At 40.8% G+C, this 18162-nt stretch carries 19 protein-coding genes; 10 read left to right on the top strand and 9 right to left on the bottom strand.

The window, feature by feature from the left end; translation table 11 throughout:
* Positions 1 to 19: 19 nt before the first annotated feature.
* The 4 genes from A6J31_RS03795 to A6J31_RS03780 form a co-directional block, all read right to left on the bottom strand.
* Positions 20 to 766, bottom strand: coding sequence for an NADPH-dependent oxidoreductase (locus A6J31_RS03795; RefSeq protein ID WP_080610474.1), 747 nt, complete (start codon positions 764 to 766; stop codon positions 20 to 22).
* 109 nt (positions 767 to 875) lie between these two features.
* Positions 876 to 3560 (bottom strand): cation-translocating P-type ATPase, encoded by a 2685-nt coding sequence (locus A6J31_RS03790; RefSeq protein ID WP_080610473.1) that lies wholly within the window; start codon positions 3558 to 3560, stop codon positions 876 to 878.
* Between the two features lie 264 nt (positions 3561 to 3824).
* On the bottom strand, positions 3825 to 4211 hold the full coding sequence (locus tag A6J31_RS03785) for a DUF1934 domain-containing protein (RefSeq protein ID WP_002884910.1): 387 nt from the start codon (positions 4209 to 4211) through the stop codon (positions 3825 to 3827).
* A gap of 82 nt (positions 4212 to 4293) precedes the next feature.
* Positions 4294 to 5160 carry a GNAT family N-acetyltransferase gene (locus A6J31_RS03780; protein ID WP_021144255.1) on the bottom strand — a complete coding sequence of 289 codons (867 nt, stop codon included), beginning with the start codon at positions 5158 to 5160 and terminating at the stop codon, positions 4294 to 4296.
* A 177-nt stretch (positions 5161 to 5337) separates the two neighbouring features.
* On the opposite strand from A6J31_RS03780, the gene yidA reads away from it, so the two are divergent.
* Entirely contained in the window at positions 5338 to 6147 is an 810-nt protein-coding gene (yidA, locus tag A6J31_RS03775; RefSeq protein WP_002885000.1) for a sugar-phosphatase, read from the top strand.
* 1 nt (position 6148) lies between these two features.
* Entirely contained in the window at positions 6149 to 7363 is a 1215-nt protein-coding gene (locus tag A6J31_RS03770; RefSeq protein ID WP_073689957.1) for an aminoacyltransferase, read from the top strand.
* 51 nt (positions 7364 to 7414) lie between these two features.
* Here A6J31_RS03770 and A6J31_RS03765 read toward each other — a convergent pair whose 3' ends face one another.
* Genes A6J31_RS03765 through yycF form a run of 4 tightly spaced genes read right to left on the bottom strand, consistent with a single transcriptional unit; the run spans position 7415 to position 10691 of the window.
* Entirely contained in the window at positions 7415 to 7774 is a 360-nt protein-coding gene (locus tag A6J31_RS03765; protein WP_037611660.1) for a YbaN family protein, read from the bottom strand.
* Positions 7775 to 7832: 58 nt separating this feature from the next.
* Positions 7833 to 8645 (bottom strand): MBL fold metallo-hydrolase, encoded by an 813-nt coding sequence (locus tag A6J31_RS03760; RefSeq protein WP_013990680.1) that lies wholly within the window; start codon positions 8643 to 8645, stop codon positions 7833 to 7835.
* A 5-nt stretch (positions 8646 to 8650) separates the two neighbouring features.
* Positions 8651 to 9991, bottom strand: coding sequence for a cell wall metabolism sensor histidine kinase VicK (gene vicK, locus A6J31_RS03755; protein ID WP_002885062.1), 1341 nt, complete (start codon positions 9989 to 9991; stop codon positions 8651 to 8653).
* Complete coding sequence (gene yycF / locus A6J31_RS03750) at positions 9984 to 10691, bottom strand: response regulator YycF (protein ID WP_002884978.1); 708 nt, start codon at positions 10689 to 10691, stop codon at positions 9984 to 9986. Before yycF ends, vicK begins: the two co-directional genes overlap by 8 nt.
* Before the next feature lie 285 nt (positions 10692 to 10976).
* Between yycF and A6J31_RS03745 the strand changes: the two genes are divergently transcribed.
* From A6J31_RS03745 to A6J31_RS03710, 8 genes are all read left to right on the top strand, one after another.
* Positions 10977 to 11744: an amino acid ABC transporter ATP-binding protein gene (locus A6J31_RS03745; RefSeq protein ID WP_002885036.1), complete on the top strand. Its 768-nt coding sequence runs from the start codon at positions 10977 to 10979 to the stop codon at positions 11742 to 11744.
* A 9-nt stretch (positions 11745 to 11753) separates the two neighbouring features.
* The gene (locus tag A6J31_RS03740) at positions 11754 to 12587 is read left to right on the top strand and encodes a transporter substrate-binding domain-containing protein (RefSeq protein WP_080610472.1); all 834 of its coding nucleotides are present in this window, start codon (positions 11754 to 11756) and stop codon (positions 12585 to 12587) included.
* A 17-nt stretch (positions 12588 to 12604) separates the two neighbouring features.
* Entirely contained in the window at positions 12605 to 13303 is a 699-nt protein-coding gene (locus tag A6J31_RS03735) for an amino acid ABC transporter permease (protein ID WP_002886251.1), read from the top strand.
* Positions 13304 to 13314: 11 nt separating this feature from the next.
* Positions 13315 to 13965: an amino acid ABC transporter permease gene (locus A6J31_RS03730; protein WP_059749145.1), complete on the top strand. Its 651-nt coding sequence runs from the start codon at positions 13315 to 13317 to the stop codon at positions 13963 to 13965.
* 187 nt (positions 13966 to 14152) lie between these two features.
* Complete coding sequence (locus A6J31_RS03725) at positions 14153 to 14920, top strand: amino acid ABC transporter ATP-binding protein (protein ID WP_002885036.1); 768 nt, start codon at positions 14153 to 14155, stop codon at positions 14918 to 14920.
* A gap of 11 nt (positions 14921 to 14931) precedes the next feature.
* Entirely contained in the window at positions 14932 to 15765 is an 834-nt protein-coding gene (locus tag A6J31_RS03720) for a transporter substrate-binding domain-containing protein (RefSeq protein ID WP_080610471.1), read from the top strand.
* Between the two features lie 17 nt (positions 15766 to 15782).
* Complete coding sequence (locus A6J31_RS03715; RefSeq protein WP_002886251.1) at positions 15783 to 16481, top strand: amino acid ABC transporter permease; 699 nt, start codon at positions 15783 to 15785, stop codon at positions 16479 to 16481.
* 11 nt (positions 16482 to 16492) lie between these two features.
* Entirely contained in the window at positions 16493 to 17143 is a 651-nt protein-coding gene (locus tag A6J31_RS03710) for an amino acid ABC transporter permease (RefSeq protein WP_002886253.1), read from the top strand.
* A gap of 76 nt (positions 17144 to 17219) precedes the next feature.
* Here A6J31_RS03710 and A6J31_RS03705 read toward each other — a convergent pair whose 3' ends face one another.
* Positions 17220 to 18101: a DNA/RNA non-specific endonuclease gene (locus tag A6J31_RS03705; RefSeq protein ID WP_013990683.1), complete on the bottom strand. Its 882-nt coding sequence runs from the start codon at positions 18099 to 18101 to the stop codon at positions 17220 to 17222.
* Positions 18102 to 18162: the final 61 nt, after the last annotated feature.

Here is an 18162-nt window from a genome sequence, read left to right as displayed (position 1 = left end):
ACTCTTAGTGAGTCGTTTTTTATTCGGTGAAAAAGCCTTGTTTTTGGAGATCCTTCAAGGTATTGGCACGATTTGCAACGGATTTATCCATGGTCTTAGCAATCTGAGTCGTAAATTCATCAACTCTGTTATTGAGATCTCGAAGGTCATAATATTCATGAACTTCAGCATCGTAGTCTTTTAGTTCTTCCAGAGGATTTTCCAAATCCTGATAATAATTTTCCATATGGATGACGTGACGTGGCAAACGGGGTTTAAGCTGCGGTTCTTGGTCTGGCCAACCAACTGCAAGGCCTACTGCTGGATAGACATACTTTGGAAGTTTGAGAAGCTCCGAAAGCTTGGCATTATCATTCAAGATACTCCCCAAGTAAACTGTTCCCATACCTAAACTCTCAGCAGCTACTACCACATTTTGAGCAGCAATCATTGCATCCGAAAAGGCTGAGATAAAGCGTTCGGGACTACCTTGCACAAAGGCATCAGCACCCTTTGCCTCTGCAATCAAAGTATTACGTCTTTGGTCTACAACAAATACAAAAAGATGCCCAGCATTTGGAATATAAGGCTGATTCGCAATTTCAGCAATTTCTTCCTTCAATTTTTGATCAGTAATACTGATAATCGAATAGGATTGCCTAAAATTACTAGTTGCCGTATGTCTGGCAACATCAACCAGAAGGTCAACTTCTTCCTGTGTCAAAGCTAGAGGTTTAAATTGACGGATGCTGCGGTGATTGAGTTGTGTCTTAATGGTCTCGTTCATGGCCTTCTCCTTAACTTGTGATCATTTCTCTTCAATTATAAACAAGACTCCTCCTGAATTCAAGATGTGATAAGAAAAAGCCAGAGACCATTATCTCTGACTTTATGTTTTAAATAGCGTCTTTATCCTTACCAAGGGCACGTTGAATAGCTTTGACTAATTCAACCAATACCACAATCAAGAAGGAACCTACAATAACCGCAAGCCATTGTGTCAGACTAAGGTGTGACACATGGAAAAGGTTATTAAATCCAGGAACTACGATAGTTGCCATCAAAAGAACGAAGGCTACTGGAATTGCCCAGTTGAAAGTCTTGTTTCTAAAGAGACCAACTTTAAAGACTGATTGATAAACTGATTTAACGTTAAAGGCATGGAGCAACTGGATTAATCCAAGTGTGGCAAAGGCCATTGTAAGGGCATCCGCATGAATTTCTGCTTGCGTATGGTGCTCTGGGAAGGTAAGGCCCCAACCATATACTGCAAGAACAAGGATAGTTTGGAAGACACCTTGATACATAATCGCTCCGAAGACACCACCATCAAAGAAGTTTGATTGGCGACCACGAGGTTTGTGAGTCATAATACCTGGTTCAGCTGGTTCAACACCAAGAGCAATGGCTGGAAGGGTATCAGTGACTAGGTTAATCCAGAGAAGGTGTACTGGTTGAAGCACATCCCAACCAAACAGTGTGGCAAAGAAGATAATGAAAACTTCGGCCATGTTGGCTGACAAGAGGTATTGGATTGATTTTTGAATATTTGAGAAGACCTTACGTCCTTCTTCTACGGCAACGATAATTGTCGCAAAGTTATCATCGGCAAGAACCATATCTGAAGCTCCCTTAGAAACCTCTGTACCTGTAATTCCCATACCGATACCAATATCAGCTGTTTTAAGTGATGGCGCATCATTAACCCCATCACCTGTCATAGCAACAACCTTGCCATCATTTTGCCAAGCCTTGACGATACGAACCTTGTGTTCAGGAGACACACGCGCATAGACAGAGTACTGTTTGAAGACTTTTTGGAATTCTTCATCAGAAAGCTCATTAAGCTCAGCTCCAGTAAAGACATGATCTTCCGTATCATTTGGATCAATGATACCAAGACGCTTAGCGATTGCTTCTGCTGTATCTTGGTGGTCACCAGTAATCATGATTGGACGGATCCCCGCTTCTTTAGCGACACGGACAGCCTCTGCTGCTTCTGGACGTTCTGGGTCAATCATACCTACCAAACCTGAGAAAATCAAATCAGACTCAACAACTGCAGATTCCAAGGTAGGAATTTCGTTGCTTGTCTTATAAGCCATCATCAAGACACGAAGGGCTTGTTTTGCCAAGTCTTTATTAGTTGCAAGGATAGCTTGTTTGTCTTCATCTGTGATAGGACGGACCTCACCATTGATTTCAATTCGAGTCACACGTTTGAGCAATTGGTCAGGCGCACCTTTAACAGCTACAAAGTATGTACCATCCGCTTCTTTGTGGATAGTAGACATGAGCTTACGGTCAGAGTCAAATGGCAACTCTGCCACACGAGGCTCCGATTTCAAGACGTCACGCACATCAAAATTGTGGTCCAAACCAAATTGAACAAGGGCTGTTTCGGTTGGATCACCGATTAGTTTACCATCTGGGTCTACCTTAGTATCATTAGCAAAGTTCATAATACGAAGGGTTGTATTGTCAGCACCAAGTTCCGTAGAAGCGTTTTGCAATTGACCGTTTGTATAGACTTTTTCAACAGTCATTTGGTTCATGGTTAAGGTACCAGTCTTATCAGATGCGATAATTTCAGTTGAACCAAGGGTTTCAACAGCCGGCAATTTACGAACAATCGAATTGCGTTTAGCAAGGGTCGTTGTCCCAAGTGACAAGAGGATGGTTACAATAGCAGGCAAACCTTCAGGAATGGCAGCAACGGCTAGAGCAACGGCAACCATCAAGCCTTCAAGGGGCTGTTCGCCACGAATGAAGACACTAACCAAGAATGTCACTAAGGCAATAGCAATAATAAGATAAGTCAAAGTCTTAGACAATTGCTCCAAGCTTTGCTTCAACGGCGTTTGTGATTCATCCGCATTAGCTAGCATATCAGCAATCTTACCAACTTCAGTATACATACCAGTATTGGTAACCACTCCAGTACCACGACCGTAAGTAACGTTTGAGTTTTGGTAACCCATATTCACACGGTCACCAATTCCGGCTTCTGCTTCAACCGTCTCAGTAATATCCTTTTCAACTGGAACGGATTCACCGGTAAGGGCTGCTTCTTCAATCTTAAGTGAGGCAGCTTCAAGCAAGCGCATATCCGCAGGAACAACATCACCTGCTTCAAGCAAGACGATGTCTCCAGGAACCAATTCGCGTGAATCAATTTCAACGACATGACCATCACGGCGCACACGAGCCATAGGACTAGACATGTTTTTGAGGGCTTCAATAGCCGCTTCTGCTTGTCCTTCTTGATAAACACCAAAGGCTGCATTCAAAACAACAACGGCTAAAATAATGCAGGCATCCGTCAAACCATGCATACCTTCTGTAATAACAGAAAGGGCGGCGGCGACAAGCAAGATGATAATCATCAAATCTTTAAACTGATCGATGAATTTTGACAAGAGGCTACGTTTCTCACCTTCATCCAACTCGTTATAGCCATAGGCATCTAAACGTTCCTTGGCTTGTGCAGTAGACAAACCATCAACAGAAGTGTCCAAGTTTTTTAGGACTTCTTCCTCTCCTTGTGTGTAAAACAAGGTTTTACTTTGTTCTTTAGACAAAATAATCTCCTCCTTCTCTATAGGGAAAAATGGCTAACAAGACTCTTTTTATATAAAAAATCATACAAAAAGAGACTTGTTTAATAAAAAACAAGTCTCGCTGTTTAAGAATATGCCGGAAATATAAAATTTCGTAATGACGACATAATCGCAACTGTTAATCAAATCTCATGATTACAGTCACCTGCTACTCCCTTATTTGTACTAAACATTTTATCATAAATTATTCTTTATTCAAGCAAAATGATTCTATTTTTTCAAAAATTAAAACCAAGAAACTTCTAATTCATAATCAGCAAAAACGTCTTCTGTTTCTGGATGTTTCAATTGATAATGAATATCAACTGTCTGTCCATTTGGGTCATGGGCAAATAAACTAGTGTCTGTCAGAAAATGCTGGGTACCAAGCGGTGTCGGAATGTGGACCAAGGCAGGTACTTTAGCAGAAAAACGCATAATGGATTTAGGATTAGAAAAGCGTGTCATCACTAGCTCATCCTGATTCAACTTAATAACCACTTTTTCTTTCTCGGAATTATGATGAACAAGATAGGTATAATCCCCTTTTTCCATAACCTCACAAGTGTGGATTTCTTCGATAATTTCCGTTTGGTCGCCTACTTTAATTTTGTTTTTGATTTTAATTTCCATTGATACTCCATTCTGTTCTAAAACTACTTTTCTACTTAAAACGATAGCAACTCTAACCTCAAAGAGAGTTTCAACATTGCGTTTACCCTTTCTGCTTCAAGTAAACCACCTGGGTTTGTTTGACAAAGCCAATCTTTTCATACAAGCGTTTGGCACTTACATTGCTATCTTCCACTGCAATTTGGAAGGACTTGTCATTTTGCGCAATGAGTTGATTGACGACTGATTTTGCCAGATAGCTTCCATAGCCTTGGCCACGATAGGCTTCTGCTACGGCAAGTCCATAAAGGTAGTTGCTATTCCCAGATAAATCGACCGTACAAACTCCAATCACTTGACCTTCTTTGAGGAGGATGTAAAGTAGGCCATCAGAGTCCTTCAATGCCTCTATAATGTATCTGCGACTTACTTCGAGTGTTTGCTCTGCATCAGAAAAGGCTTGGTGGTGGAGATGGGCAATTGCATCTAGGTAAGAAGGTTCAGCTAAGAGCACCTTGACATCTGAACAGGAATCCAGAGCATATGGTGTTCTGTCTCTCCCTAGCCAGGTTTCCGTCTCTTCATCTTCAACCAAATCCCAATGACTTGCCAAATCAGGATGATGATCGAGAAAAACACGCTCCGTCTGAAAGGTCACTGAGCGAATAGGGTAAGATGCCATTTCTTTTTCAAAGCTTCTATACATCGCATGGGCAATACCCTCGCGACGATGACTAGGGTCCACTAGGATGCTCACTTCAATGTCTTCATCATCCGCATAAACCGTTAATAAGCCAAGCAACTCTCCCTCTTGACAATAGAGGAAAAAGGCCGGCATATTGGAATCAAAATTAAGCATATTGGAGAGATAAGGTTCTCGAAAGGTTTGATCATGGGCTTGGCAGCTAGCAATCAATGCTTTTGCTGCCTTCCGTTCTTGCTCCGTCAATTGGTTGGTTGCTCGAATCATTTTATCTCTCCTTTATTTGTCTGACCTTATTTTACCAATTAAAAAGCATTTGGGCAATTCTTACCTAATCCACCTCTTCAAAGAGATAATAACACTTTTCTCAGGAAGAACTATGACAAAGCGCCTAAATTTTAGTAAAATAGAAGGGAAACTAACTAAACGAAACAGGTAATTATTATGTCTATTAAACTTATTGCTGTTGATATTGATGGAACGCTTTTAAATAGCCAACGTCAAGTTACACCGGAAGTCTTTCAAGCAATTCAAGATGCTAAAGCTGCTGGTGTAAAGGTTGTTATTGCGACTGGTCGCCCTATTCCAGGAGTACTTCCACTTCTTGAAGAGCTTAACCTCAACCAAGACGGAGACTATGTTATCACCTTCAATGGTGGGCTTGTCCAAGAAACTTCTACTGGTAATGAATTGATTCGTGAGACACTCTCATACGAAGACTACCTTGACATTGAGGTTTTGGCTAACAAGCTTGGTGTTCATTCTCACGCCATTACTAAAGATGGTATCTACACAAGTAATCGCAACATTGGACGCTACACGGTTCATGAGTCTACACTTGTTCATATGCCGATTTACTATCGTACACCTGAAGAGGTAGCTGACAAGGAATTTGTTAAGGCCATGTATATCGATGAACCTGAAATTCTTGATGCAGCTATTGCTAAACTTCCACAGGAATTTTATGACCGCTTTACTATTGTAAAATCAACACCATTTTACCTAGAAATTCTTAAGAAAACAGCCAACAAAGGGATAGCTGTAACCCATCTTGCTGAGAAACTCGGCCTTTCTAAAGAAGAAACGATGGCTATCGGTGATGAAGAAAATGACCGTGCTATGCTTGAAGTCGTTGGCTCTCCTGTTGTTATGGAAAATGGTAATCCTGAATTGAAGAAAATTGCAAAACACATCACAAAATCAAATGACGAATCTGGTGTCGCTTACGCTATTAGAAAGTGGGTTCTAGAATAATATGTATACCTATAAAACTGGACTCAGTACTTCTGAGCATGACCGCTTTGTTATAGATAGTCCTCAAACAAATTTATTACAGAGTAGTTCATGGGCTAAAATCAAGGATAGTTGGGGAAATGACCGCCTAGGTTTCTATCAAGATGGTAATCTCGTTGCTGTCGCTAGTGTCCTGATTCAGCCACTTCCTTTTGGCTTTTCTATGATTTATATCCCTCGTGGACCTATTATGGACTATCAAGATAAAGAGTTGCTCGCCTTTGTTATGGCTTCGCTTAAAAAATATGCCAAAACAAAGCGTGCCCTCTTTGTGAAATTTGACCCAAGTCTTTTTGTGACAAAAAACTTGATCTCACAAGAAGCTGAAATCCGTGAAGAGACTATGGCAATTGCCAAAGACATCCAAGCTCTTGGCGTTGAATGGACGGGCCTCACTGAAGATATGGCTGAAAATATCCAACCTCGTTTCCAGGCTAATATCCATAAGGAAGATTTCACTGAGGAACAACTCTCTAAGAGTACCAAGCAGGCTGTTCGTACTGCTCGAAACAAGGGGATTTCAGTCCAATTTGGTGGCACTGAGCTTCTTGAACAATTCGCATCTTTGATGAAGAAGACAGAGGCCCGTAAGAACATCCACCTTCGTGGCATTGATTATTATGAAAAGTTGTTGACTACCTACCCAGAATCTTCTTACATTACACTCTCAACTCTTGATTTACCAGCCCGTCTCAAAGACCTCAACAAACAACTCGAAAAGAACATTGCTGATGCAGCCAAGTTCACTGAAAAAACTAAACCAGGAAAAATCGAGAATAATAAGCAAGAGCACAAAAGACTTAAAGAAGAGATTGACTTTCTTCAAGAAAAAGTTGATGCTGGAAATAAGACGGTCCCACTCTCTGGTACACTCGTTCTTGAATTTGGAAAGACGTCTGAGAATATCTATGCAGGAATGGATGAAGACTACCGTCGTTATCAACCAGCTATCCTGACATGGTATGAAACAGCTAATCACGCTTTCGAGCGTGGTGCTGAGTGGCAAAACATGGGAGGAATAGAAAATTCACTAGATGGTGGCTTGTATAATTTCAAGTCCAAATTTAACCCACGTATTGAACAATTCATTGGAGAATTCAACCTTCCAGTTAGCCCTCTTTACGGACCAGCCAATTTTGCCTATAAACTCCGTAAGAAATTACGTAGCAAACATTAATAATATATAAAATGAGACTCCATCTTGGAAGTCTCATTTTTTGATGATAGCTTAGTCCTTATCAGGAATAACCTTAAAGAGATAATAAGTGATGAAGACCGTCAGGCAAAAGAGTCCGATTTTCACCCATAGTATAGGGGCAAAAAAGATTGAAATTGCCATCAAAACATAGATTTGGATGATAATCTTTTTCTTTCGTTCTTTGGCAATTGATTTGGTTTCTCGAAAATCGGCTACATAACTTTGATACAGCTTAGTATGATATAACCATTTCTCAAAACGTTTGGAACTTCTTGCAAAGCAAGCAATGGCTAAAAGTAGAAAAGGTGTTGTGGGTAAGATAGGAAGAGGAATCCCAAGAATTCCCAAACCGAGCGAGACAAACCCTAACGAGAGATAAATTACTTTCATAAATACATTCCTTTTAAAAAGCTGCACTAAACGTATTAGTGCAGCTCTTCTGCTATTTTTAAATGTCTGTCAGTGGAGTCGCTGTGTCTGGTGAGGTATCATAAACTTTAAAGTCAGTTCCAACACCAAAGTCAGCACGTGCCAACTGATTTTCCATCGTCATGTGAGCCAACTCCTTGATATTATTTTCTTTGGAAAGGTGACCCAAGTAGATCTTTTTAGTTTTATTACCAATGGTACGAATCATAGCATCCGCTCCATCTTCATTACACAAGTGACCTTGATCAGAGAGGATACGTTGCTTGGTCGACCAAGGATATGAACCTGCTCTAAGGATTTCAACATCATGATTGGACTCAATCAGGTAACCATCGGCATTTTCAATAATACCTGCCATACGATCAGAAACATAACCCGTATCCGTCAACATGACAAAACTCTTTCCATCTTTCATAAAGCGATAGAACTGTGGATCAATAGCATCGTGGCTAACTCCAAAAGACTCAATATCAATGTCTCCAAAGGTCAGAAGCTTATCACGAGAAAAAACATGTTTCTGGCTATTATCAATCTTGCCTAGCATATTTTTACTATCCATAATCTGCCAGGTTTTCTCGTTGGCGTATATATCCATGCCATATTTACGAGCTAAAACGCCTACACCATGGATGTGATCCTTGTGTTCATGCGTTACTAAGATTGCATCCAAATCACTCGGATCACGATCAATCTCAGCTAGCAAACTTGTGATTTTCTTACCAGACAAACCAGCATCTACAAGAATCTTCTTCTCTGGAGTTTCCAAGTAAAAGGAATTACCAGTTGACCCTGAAGCCAAAATACTATATTTAAACCCTAAATCTGAGGTCATTTTTACTACATCTCCCATTCATCAACCATCATGGCATCCTTGTCATATGGAAGCACAATTGTAAAAGTTGAACCCTTACCATACTCACTCTTAGCCCAAATAAAGCCCTTATGTTGTTTAATAATTTCTTTTGCAATGGACAAGCCTAGACCAGTTCCACCTTGGGCACGACTTCTAGCCTTATCAACACGGTAAAAACGGTCGAAAATCAAAGGCAAATCTTTCTTAGGAATACCCAAACCTTGGTCAGAAATAGAAACAATCAACTGTGAGTCAGTTGTCTTCATAGACACTGTAATCTTACCACCATCAGGCGAATACTTGATGGCATTATTAAGAATATTATCCACGACCTGAGTCATCTTATCTGTATCAATCTCCACCCAAATTGAGTTTACCGGATAATCTCGAATGATTTCGTAAGTTTTACCTGTATTGGTTTCTTGACTTTTAATCTGGTCAAAACGATTCAAGATATAGGTCATGAAGGCTGTGAAATTAGTCATCTCAACATCAAGTTGGGTACTCTTATTGTCAATACGTGACAGTGCCAAGAGATCAGAAATCATTCGCATCATACGATTGGTCTCATCCAAAGAAACTTTGATAAAGTTAGGAGCAATCTCTTCGTCGAGAGCACCATCATCAAGTGCCTCCAGATAGGATTTTACAGAAGTCAAAGGTGTACGCAACTCATGACTAACGTTTGAGACGAAGAGTCGACGTTCACGCTCTTCTTTTTCTTGCTCAGTGGCATCGTGAAGAACGGCAACCAGACCTGAGATAAAACCTGATTCTTTACGAATAAGGGCAAAATTAACACGTAAGGTCACAAACTCATCGTTGGCATCTCGACGTGACAAATGAATTTCAGGAGTCTTAGAGAGCAATTCACTATAAGTATAGGGATTTTCGCCATCTAATAAATCTAAAATGGACATCTGTGTCGCTGTTTCATAATCTAGATTCAACAAACGCTGAGCTGTGCTATTAATCATGGTAATTTGACCACGACGATTTGTCGCAATAACCCCATCACTCATGTAAGAAAGGACTGATGATAAGCGGTTTTTTTCCTGGGCTAGATTTTCATGCGTCAAACGAAAGACATCCGATAAATCATTCAAGCTGTCAGCTAGCTCTAAAAGCTCTGGATCACCCTTTAAGCGTAACTCCTCGTTATAGTTACCTGCCATTAAGGACTTGACCCTCTTGGTCAACTTTCGAATATTTTTGACTCGTCGATAATCACGATATGCAAGAAAAATAAAATAGAAAGCCACAAAGAGGAGCGTAAAGAGTAAGGCTAGTTCAAAGCTTGTGATGTTTAAGCCAATACTAGTCATAATTCTTCATATAATAACCAACACCACGACGCGTCAAAATATATTCAGGACGACTAGGTGTATCTTCAATTTTTTCACGGAGACGACGAATTGTTACGTCAACCGTACGAACATCACCAAAATAGTCATAGCCCCAAACAGTTTCAAGCAAATGCTCACGCGTCATCACTTGTCCCATGTGAGTTGCCAGATGGAAAAGCAACTCAAATTCACGGTGTGTGAGCTCGACTTCATTTCCACGTTTTTTAGCAACAAACGCATCTGGAACAATAATCAACTCACCAATTGAAATCTCCTGCTTACCAGAGTTAGAGCTTTCTTCTGCTGCTGTTTCAATAGTCTCTGTACGACGCAAGTGAGCTTTGATACGTGCCAACAATTCACGATTAGAAAATGGTTTCGTCACATAGTCGTCCGCCCCAATTTCTAGTCCGATAACCTTATCAAACTCGCTATCCTTAGCGGAGAGCATGATAATTGGTGTGTGACTTGTCTTTCGAATTTCCTTAGCAACTTCTAAGCCATCTAGTTCAGGCAACATCAAGTCCAGGATGACCAAGTCTGGTTTTTCAGCTTCAAACTGCTCTAAAGCTTCACGACCATCAAAAGCCGTAACCACTTCATAACCCTCTTTAGTCAGATTAAACTTGATGATATCCGAGATTGGTCTTTCATCATCAACTACTAGAATTTTTTTCATATAAACACCTCATCGGTTTTCTTAAGTCATTCAATTTTGTAAAGTAGAAAACTTTACGTATCAAACATATTATACCAAAAAATAGGTTAAGGACCAAGTTTCTACTATAGATATTAAGCTGATAGACAAGCTTTCCTTGTTTTTTGAGATAGCTTTGCTATGTGTAATCGGTTAAAAGACAAACATTATGATTGAATTTTCAAACATTTTTGACATTTTCCTATATCTATAGTAAAATACACTCTTGTTGTTACATATATTAATGTAAAATTTTAGGAGGCTCTTATGGCACTTATTGAATTTAAAAATGTCAATAAATATTACGGAGACTATCATGCACTTCGTGATATTAATCTAGAAATTGAAAAAGGACAAGTTGTGGTTCTCTTGGGACCTTCTGGTTCTGGGAAATCCACTCTCATCCGTACAATCAACGCCTTGGAATCCATTGATAACGGTACGCTTATCGTTAACGGACATAATGTGACGGAAGCTTCTGCCAAAGACTTGGTTGAGCTTCGTAAGGAAGCGGGTATGGTATTCCAACACTTTAACCTCTACCCGCACAAAACCGTTCTTGAAAATGTTACCTTGGCACCTATCAAGGTTCTTGGAATCAGTAAGGCAGAGGCTGAAAAGACTGCTGAAAAATTCCTTCGCTACGTTAACATGTGGGACAAGAAGGATTCATACCCTGGTATGCTTTCTGGTGGGCAAAAACAACGTATCGCTATTGCCCGTGGTCTTGCCATGAATCCTGAGCTCTTGCTCTTTGACGAACCAACGTCAGCCCTTGACCCAGAGACTATTGGTGACGTGCTTGCGGTTATGCAAAACCTTGCCAAAGGTGGCATGAACATGGTTGTCGTAACCCACGAAATGGGCTTTGCCCGCAGTGTGGCTGACCGTATCATTTTCATGGCTGAAGGTCAGGTTCTTGTAGACACTACGGATGTGGATGGTTTCTTCGACAATCCAACTGAACCTCGTGCAGTTCAATTCCTTTCTAAGATTATCGACCACAACTCTGATCGTGTCCAAGTGGATGCCTAAGGAGGGCTTATGTTAATCAAGAAACTGAGTCGCATTTTAGCTATCTCTGCTTTAGCTTTTGTAGCAGTTCTCCTCTGGAACACCAAAAGTAGTCAGGCAGATGAAAGCAGTAAACTACTCAATAGTGCTGCAATTCAAAAAATTGTCAAAAAAGGGACTCTAAACGTTGGTGTCAAACAGGATGTCCCAAACTTTGGTTACTATTCAGCCAAAACTAATACCTATCAAGGGATGGAGATTGACCTCGCTAAGAAAATTGCCAAAGAACTTAAGGTTAAGGTGAATTTTATAGCGGTTACCCCACAAACTCGTGAAGCCCTTATGGACAACGGGACTATTGACATGCTTATCGCTACTTATACCATTACAGATGAGCGTAAGGCTTCATATGCCATGTCAAATCCTTACTACTACGACCAGATTGGTTTCCTCGTTCAAACCAAATCTGGCTATAAGAAACTTTCTGACCTAAACGGTAAAACTATTGGAGTGTCTCAAGGGTCATCTGCCAAAGCTGCTGTTGAAGAGTACGCTTCAGCTAATAACCTTAAGTTTGACTACGTTCAACTCGGATCTTATCCTGAGTTAGCCGTATCACTCTATGCTTACCGTATTGACGCTTTTGCTGGTGATAAATCAATCTTGTCAGGTTACGAAAGTGATAAAACTAAAATTCTGGATGAAGGTTTCAAAACACAAGAATACGGTATCGCCTCAAGCAAGTCTAACCAAGAGTTGATTGATTATACCAACGATTTGATTGCTAAATGGCAAAAAGATGGTAGCCTTCAAAAACTCTACGATAAGTATCACTTGAAACCAGCTAAGGCTGAAGATAAATAGAAAGGAGTCCTGAATTTATGTATCTTTTAACTGAAACGGCTAGTCCTTTCGCTCTTGAACGTTGGGCTGCTTTCTTCGCTAACTTTGGTCAGTTTGCCAAAGGATTCTTTTACACTCTTGGCATTTCAATTGGTGCCTTGATTGTTGCCCTTCTTCTTGGGCTTATCTTTGGGGCTATGAGCTCTACTCACAACAAGGTCCTTCGTGGCATCTCACGTGTTTATGTCGAAATCTTCCAGAATACACCCTTGCTCGTACAATTCGTGGTTGTCTTCTATGGAATTTCAATCTTGACTGATGGTCATGTCATGATTCCAATTTCATTGACGGCTATCCTTTGTGTAGGGGTCTACACAGGAGCCTATATCTCTGAAATTATTCGTACAGGTATCGAGGCGGTTCCTAAAGGTCAAACCGAAGCGGCTTTGTCTCAAGGATTCACCTACGCTGATACCATGCGTATCATCATCTTGCCTCAAGCAGTGCGTACTATCTTGCCACCATTGACCAACCAAGTGGTTAACTTGATTAAGAATACTTCAACAGTTGCCATTATCTCTGGGGCAGATATCATGTTCACTGCTAAGGCCTGGGCTTATGATACCACTAACTATGTGCCGGCCTTTGCTGGGGCTGCCTTCCTCTACTTTATCATGTGTTTCCCTCTAGCTACTTGGGCACGTCGTAAAGAAGAAGAGAATAAGAAAGCTTACTAAGGAGGTCCACTATGTCAGAAGTTTTATCAGCTACTAACCTTAAATTCTTGGCACAAGGGATGTGGACGACTCTTTACTTGTCTTTCTTCATCATCGTGCTATCTACCCTGTTCGGAACAATTCTGGCGGTGATGCGTAACGGAAAGAATCCTATCCTTCGTTGGATCGCTTCTATCTACGTTGAGTTCGTCCGTAACGTTCCTAACTTGCTTTGGATTTTCATCATCTTCTTGGTCTTCCAACTCAAGTCAACTGCGGCAGGGATTACCTCTTTCACGGTCTTTACTTCAGCTGCCTTGGCGGAAATCATTCGTGGGGGACTGAACTCTATCGACCATGGCCAAACGGAAGCCGGCTTGTCTCAAGGATTTAACAACAAACAAATCTTTATTTACATCATCTTCCCACAAGCTATTCGTAAGATGTTACCATCTATCATTTCTCAATTCGTAACAGTTATCAAGGATACTTCTTTCCTTTACTCTGTTATCGCCTTACAAGAATTGTTTGGTAAGAGTCAGATTTTGATGGGTGGTTACTACGAACCTAGTCAAATCTTTACCTTATACGGTATTGTGGCTTTAGCTTATTTCGTGGTTAACTTTGCTATTTCTAGCTACTCTCGCTACCTCTCTAAACAATGGGAGAAAGCTAGTGAATAAAATAAAAAACTCACCTGCGGGTGGGTTTTTGTTTTTCTCATATTTATATCAAAAAATGATTAATTATTTAGTAAAAACCGAACGTTTTGAAAGAATATTCGGAATTTTTTGACTTTCGACTTTACTTATGCTAAAATTCAATATATGTTAGAAAAGCTAACAAGTAAATCCATTATAGGAGGCTCTTATGGCACTTATTGAATTTAAAAATGTTAATAAATATTACGGAGACTATCATGCACTTCGTGATATCAATCTAGAAATTGAAAAAGGACAAGTTGTGGTTCTCTTGGGACCTTCTGGTTCTGGGAAATCCACTCTCATCCGTACAATCAACGCCTTGGAATCCATTGATAACGGTACGCTTATCGTTAACGGACATAATGTGACGGAAGCTTCTGCCAAAGACTTGGTAGAATTGCGTAAAGAAGCGGGGATGGTTTTCCAACACTTTAACCTCTACCCGCACAAAACCGTTCTTGAAAATGTTACCTTGGCACCTATCAAGGTTCTTGGAATCAGTAAGGCAGAGGCTGAAAAGACTGCTGAAAAATTCCTTCGCTACGTTAACATGTGGGACAAGAAAGATTCATACCCTGGTATGCTTTCTGGTGGGCAAAAACAACGTATCGCTATTGCCCGTGGTCTTGCCATGAATCCTGAGCTCTTGCTCTTTGACGAACCAACGTCAGCTCTTGACCCAGAGACTATCGGTGACGTGCTTGCGGTTATGCAAAACCTTGCCAAAGGTGGCATGAACATGGTTGTCGTAACCCACGAAATGGGCTTCGCGCGCAGTGTGGCTGACCGTATCATTTTCATGGCTGAAGGTCAAGTTCTTGTAGACACTACGGATGTAGATGGTTTCTTTGACAATCCAACTGAACCTCGTGCGGTTCAATTCCTTTCTAAGATTATCGACCACAACTCTGATCGTGTCCAAGTGGATGCCTAAGGAGGTTGCCTATGATTTTCAAAAAAATCTTACGTTACCTAACTGTTGCAAGCTTGGCAATTCTCACTATTTTTCTTATCACGAGTCACAAGACTAAGGCGGAAGACACTAGTAAGCTTCTTGATAGTAAAGCAGTCCAAAAGATTGTTAAGCGAGGGACACTCAATGTCGGTGTGAAGCAAGACGTTCCTAACTTTGGTTACTATTCTGCTAAGACTAATACCTACGAAGGTATGGAAGTTTATCTTGCTAAGAAGATTGCTGATGAGTTAAAAGTTAAAGTGAATTATATCCCAGTAACGACGCAAACTCGTGAACCACTTATGGATAACGGTACTATCGACTTGCTTATCGCTACCTATACCATTAATGATGAACGTAAGGCTTCTTACGCTATCTCAACTCCTTACTACTATGACCAAATCGGTTTCTTGGTTCTTAAGGATTCAGGTATTAACAAAATCTCAGATTTGAATGGTAAGACTATCGGTGTTTCTCAAGGTGCGTCAACAAAGGCTGCCTTGCAGGAATATGCCTCAGCCCATAACCTTAAGTTCAACTACGTTCAACTCGGTTCTTTCCCAGAATTGGCTGTATCTCTTTACGCTCACCGTGTAGATGCTTTCTCAGTTGATAAATCTATCCTCTCTGGATATGAAAGTAAGAAAACTAAAACCTTAAAAGAAGGTTTCAAAACACAAGAATACGGTATCGCCTCAAGCAAGTCTAACCAAGAGTTGATTGATTATACCAACGATTTGATTGCTAAATGGCAAAAAGATGGTAGCCTTCAAAAACTCTACGATAAGTATCACTTGAAACCAGCTAAGGCTGAAGATAAATAGAAAGGAGTCCTAACTTTATGTATCTTTTAACTGAAACGGCTAGTCCTTTCGCTCTTGAACGTTGGGCTGCTTTCTTCGCTAACTTTGGGCAATTTGCCAAAGGTTTCTTCTATACCCTTGGCATTTCAATTGGTGCCTTGATTGTTGCCCTTCTTCTTGGGCTCATCTTTGGGGCTATGAGCTCTACTCACAACAAGGTCCTTCGTGGCATCTCACGTGTGTATGTTGAAATCTTCCAGAACACACCCTTGCTCGTCCAATTCGTGGTTGTCTTCTATGGGATTTCAATCTTGACTGATGGTCATGTCATGATTCCAATTTCATTGACAGCTATCCTTTGTGTAGGTGTCTACACAGGAGCCTATATCTCTGAAATTATTCGTACAGGTATCGAGGCGGTTCCTAAAGGTCAAACCGAAGCGGCTTTGTCTCAAGGATTCACCTACGCTGATACCATGCGTATCATCATCTTGCCTCAAGCTGTCCGTACTATCTTGCCACCATTGACTAACCAAGTGGTTAACTTGATTAAGAATACTTCTACAGTTGCCATTATCTCTGGGGCAGATATCATGTTCACAGCTAAGGCTTGGGCTTATGATACCACTAACTATGTGCCGGCCTTTGCTGGGGCTGCCTTCCTCTACTTTATCATGTGTTTCCCTCTAGCTACATGGGCACGTCGTAAAGAAGAAGAGAATAAGAAAGCTTACTAAGGAGGTCCACTATGTCAGAAGTTTTATCAGCTACTAACCTTAAATTCTTGGCACAAGGGATGTGGACGACTCTTTACTTGTCTTTCTTCATCATCGTGCTATCTACCCTGTTCGGAACAATTCTGGCGGTGATGCGTAACGGAAAGAATCCTATCCTTCGTTGGATCGCTTCTATCTACGTTGAGTTCGTCCGTAACGTTCCTAACTTGCTTTGGATTTTCATCATCTTCTTGGTCTTCCAACTCAAGTCAACTGCGGCAGGGATTACCTCTTTCACGGTCTTTACTTCAGCTGCCTTGGCGGAAATCATTCGTGGGGGACTGAACTCTATCGACCATGGCCAAACGGAAGCCGGCTTGTCTCAAGGATTTAACAACAAACAAATCTTTATTTACATCATCTTCCCACAAGCTATTCGTAAGATGTTACCATCTATCATTTCTCAATTCGTAACAGTTATCAAGGATACTTCTTTCCTTTACTCTGTTATCGCCTTACAAGAATTGTTTGGTAAGAGTCAGATTTTGATGGGTGGTTACTACGAACCTAGTCAAATCTTTACCTTATACGGTATTGTGGCTTTAGCTTATTTCGTGGTTAACTTTGCTATTTCTAGCTACTCTCGCTACCTCTCTAAACAATGGGAGCAAGCTAGTGAATAAAACAAAAACTCACCTGCGGGTGGGTTTTTGTTTTTCTGGATACTAAAAACGACTCCAATCGGAGTCGTTTGTTTCGTTAATTCACCGTTACTTTACCTGAATAATAATCTAGGGTAATTCCCTGTTGGACATTTGGAACGAAGACGTTGAACTCAAGCGAGCCATCTGCTGACTTGGCTTCAAGATGTGATCCTGATGGAATCAGGTTATCTCCTTCATAAATGAGAGTAACGCGATAACGGACACGTTTATTTTTATCTTGAGCTTTTCGTACCAAGCTTTCATAATAGTTTTGGCCCGTGGAAGTTTCGCTATTAGCCTGGTTAGCCCAAGCAGTTTGAACGGCAATATTTTCTGGATTTGAAGTCGAGGCATCAAATCCTTTAAGACCACCTACTAGAGCATAACCTAACAAATGACCTCGGTCTACGGCATGACTATACTCTCCTGAAAGATTGTGAACTTGATGCCATCCAGCTGGTGTCCAAGATGTTGAGCCATTCCCTGTTTCTTGACGATTTTTGTACTGTCTGGTCGCTTTACTTAACAAGGCATTCGCAACTGTAGGAACCGTTTGGCCTTGAACCGTTTTAACTTGGTTATTAGCATAGGGTTGGCTAGATACCTTAGCATTAAGATTGGTTTTATTACCGTTAACAATATAGGCACCAGCCCCATTCCATTCTATGGCGTTTCCTAGTTGACTCTTGACGGAGCTGGTCATCACTGTCTCTGCGAGTTGCTCTTGTGGCGTAGACTGCCCACTTGTTGAGCCGTTTGATTTGGCGGAGTTATTGGATTTTCCCGAGACTAGACTAGCTACCTGCTTGATTGGATTGTTAGGTGAGAGTTTATTACTCGTTCCAATGTAACCTAAAACTGCAATCAAGACCGCTATTAGTAACGAGACTAGCTGACGTTTCTGTTTATTTGTTAAAGATGTCTTTCTTTTTGCCATTGTTCTCTTTCTTTTATATGAATGTCATGACTAAAGGAGCGGGATTACTTCCCACTCCCTT

The sequence above is a fragment of the Streptococcus sp. FDAARGOS_192 genome (assembly GCF_002073815.2).
Lineage (GTDB): Bacteria > Bacillota > Bacilli > Lactobacillales > Streptococcaceae > Streptococcus > Streptococcus salivarius_H.
Note: the sequence above shows the minus strand (reverse complement) of the source record. Positions and strands in the feature narration are given on the sequence as shown.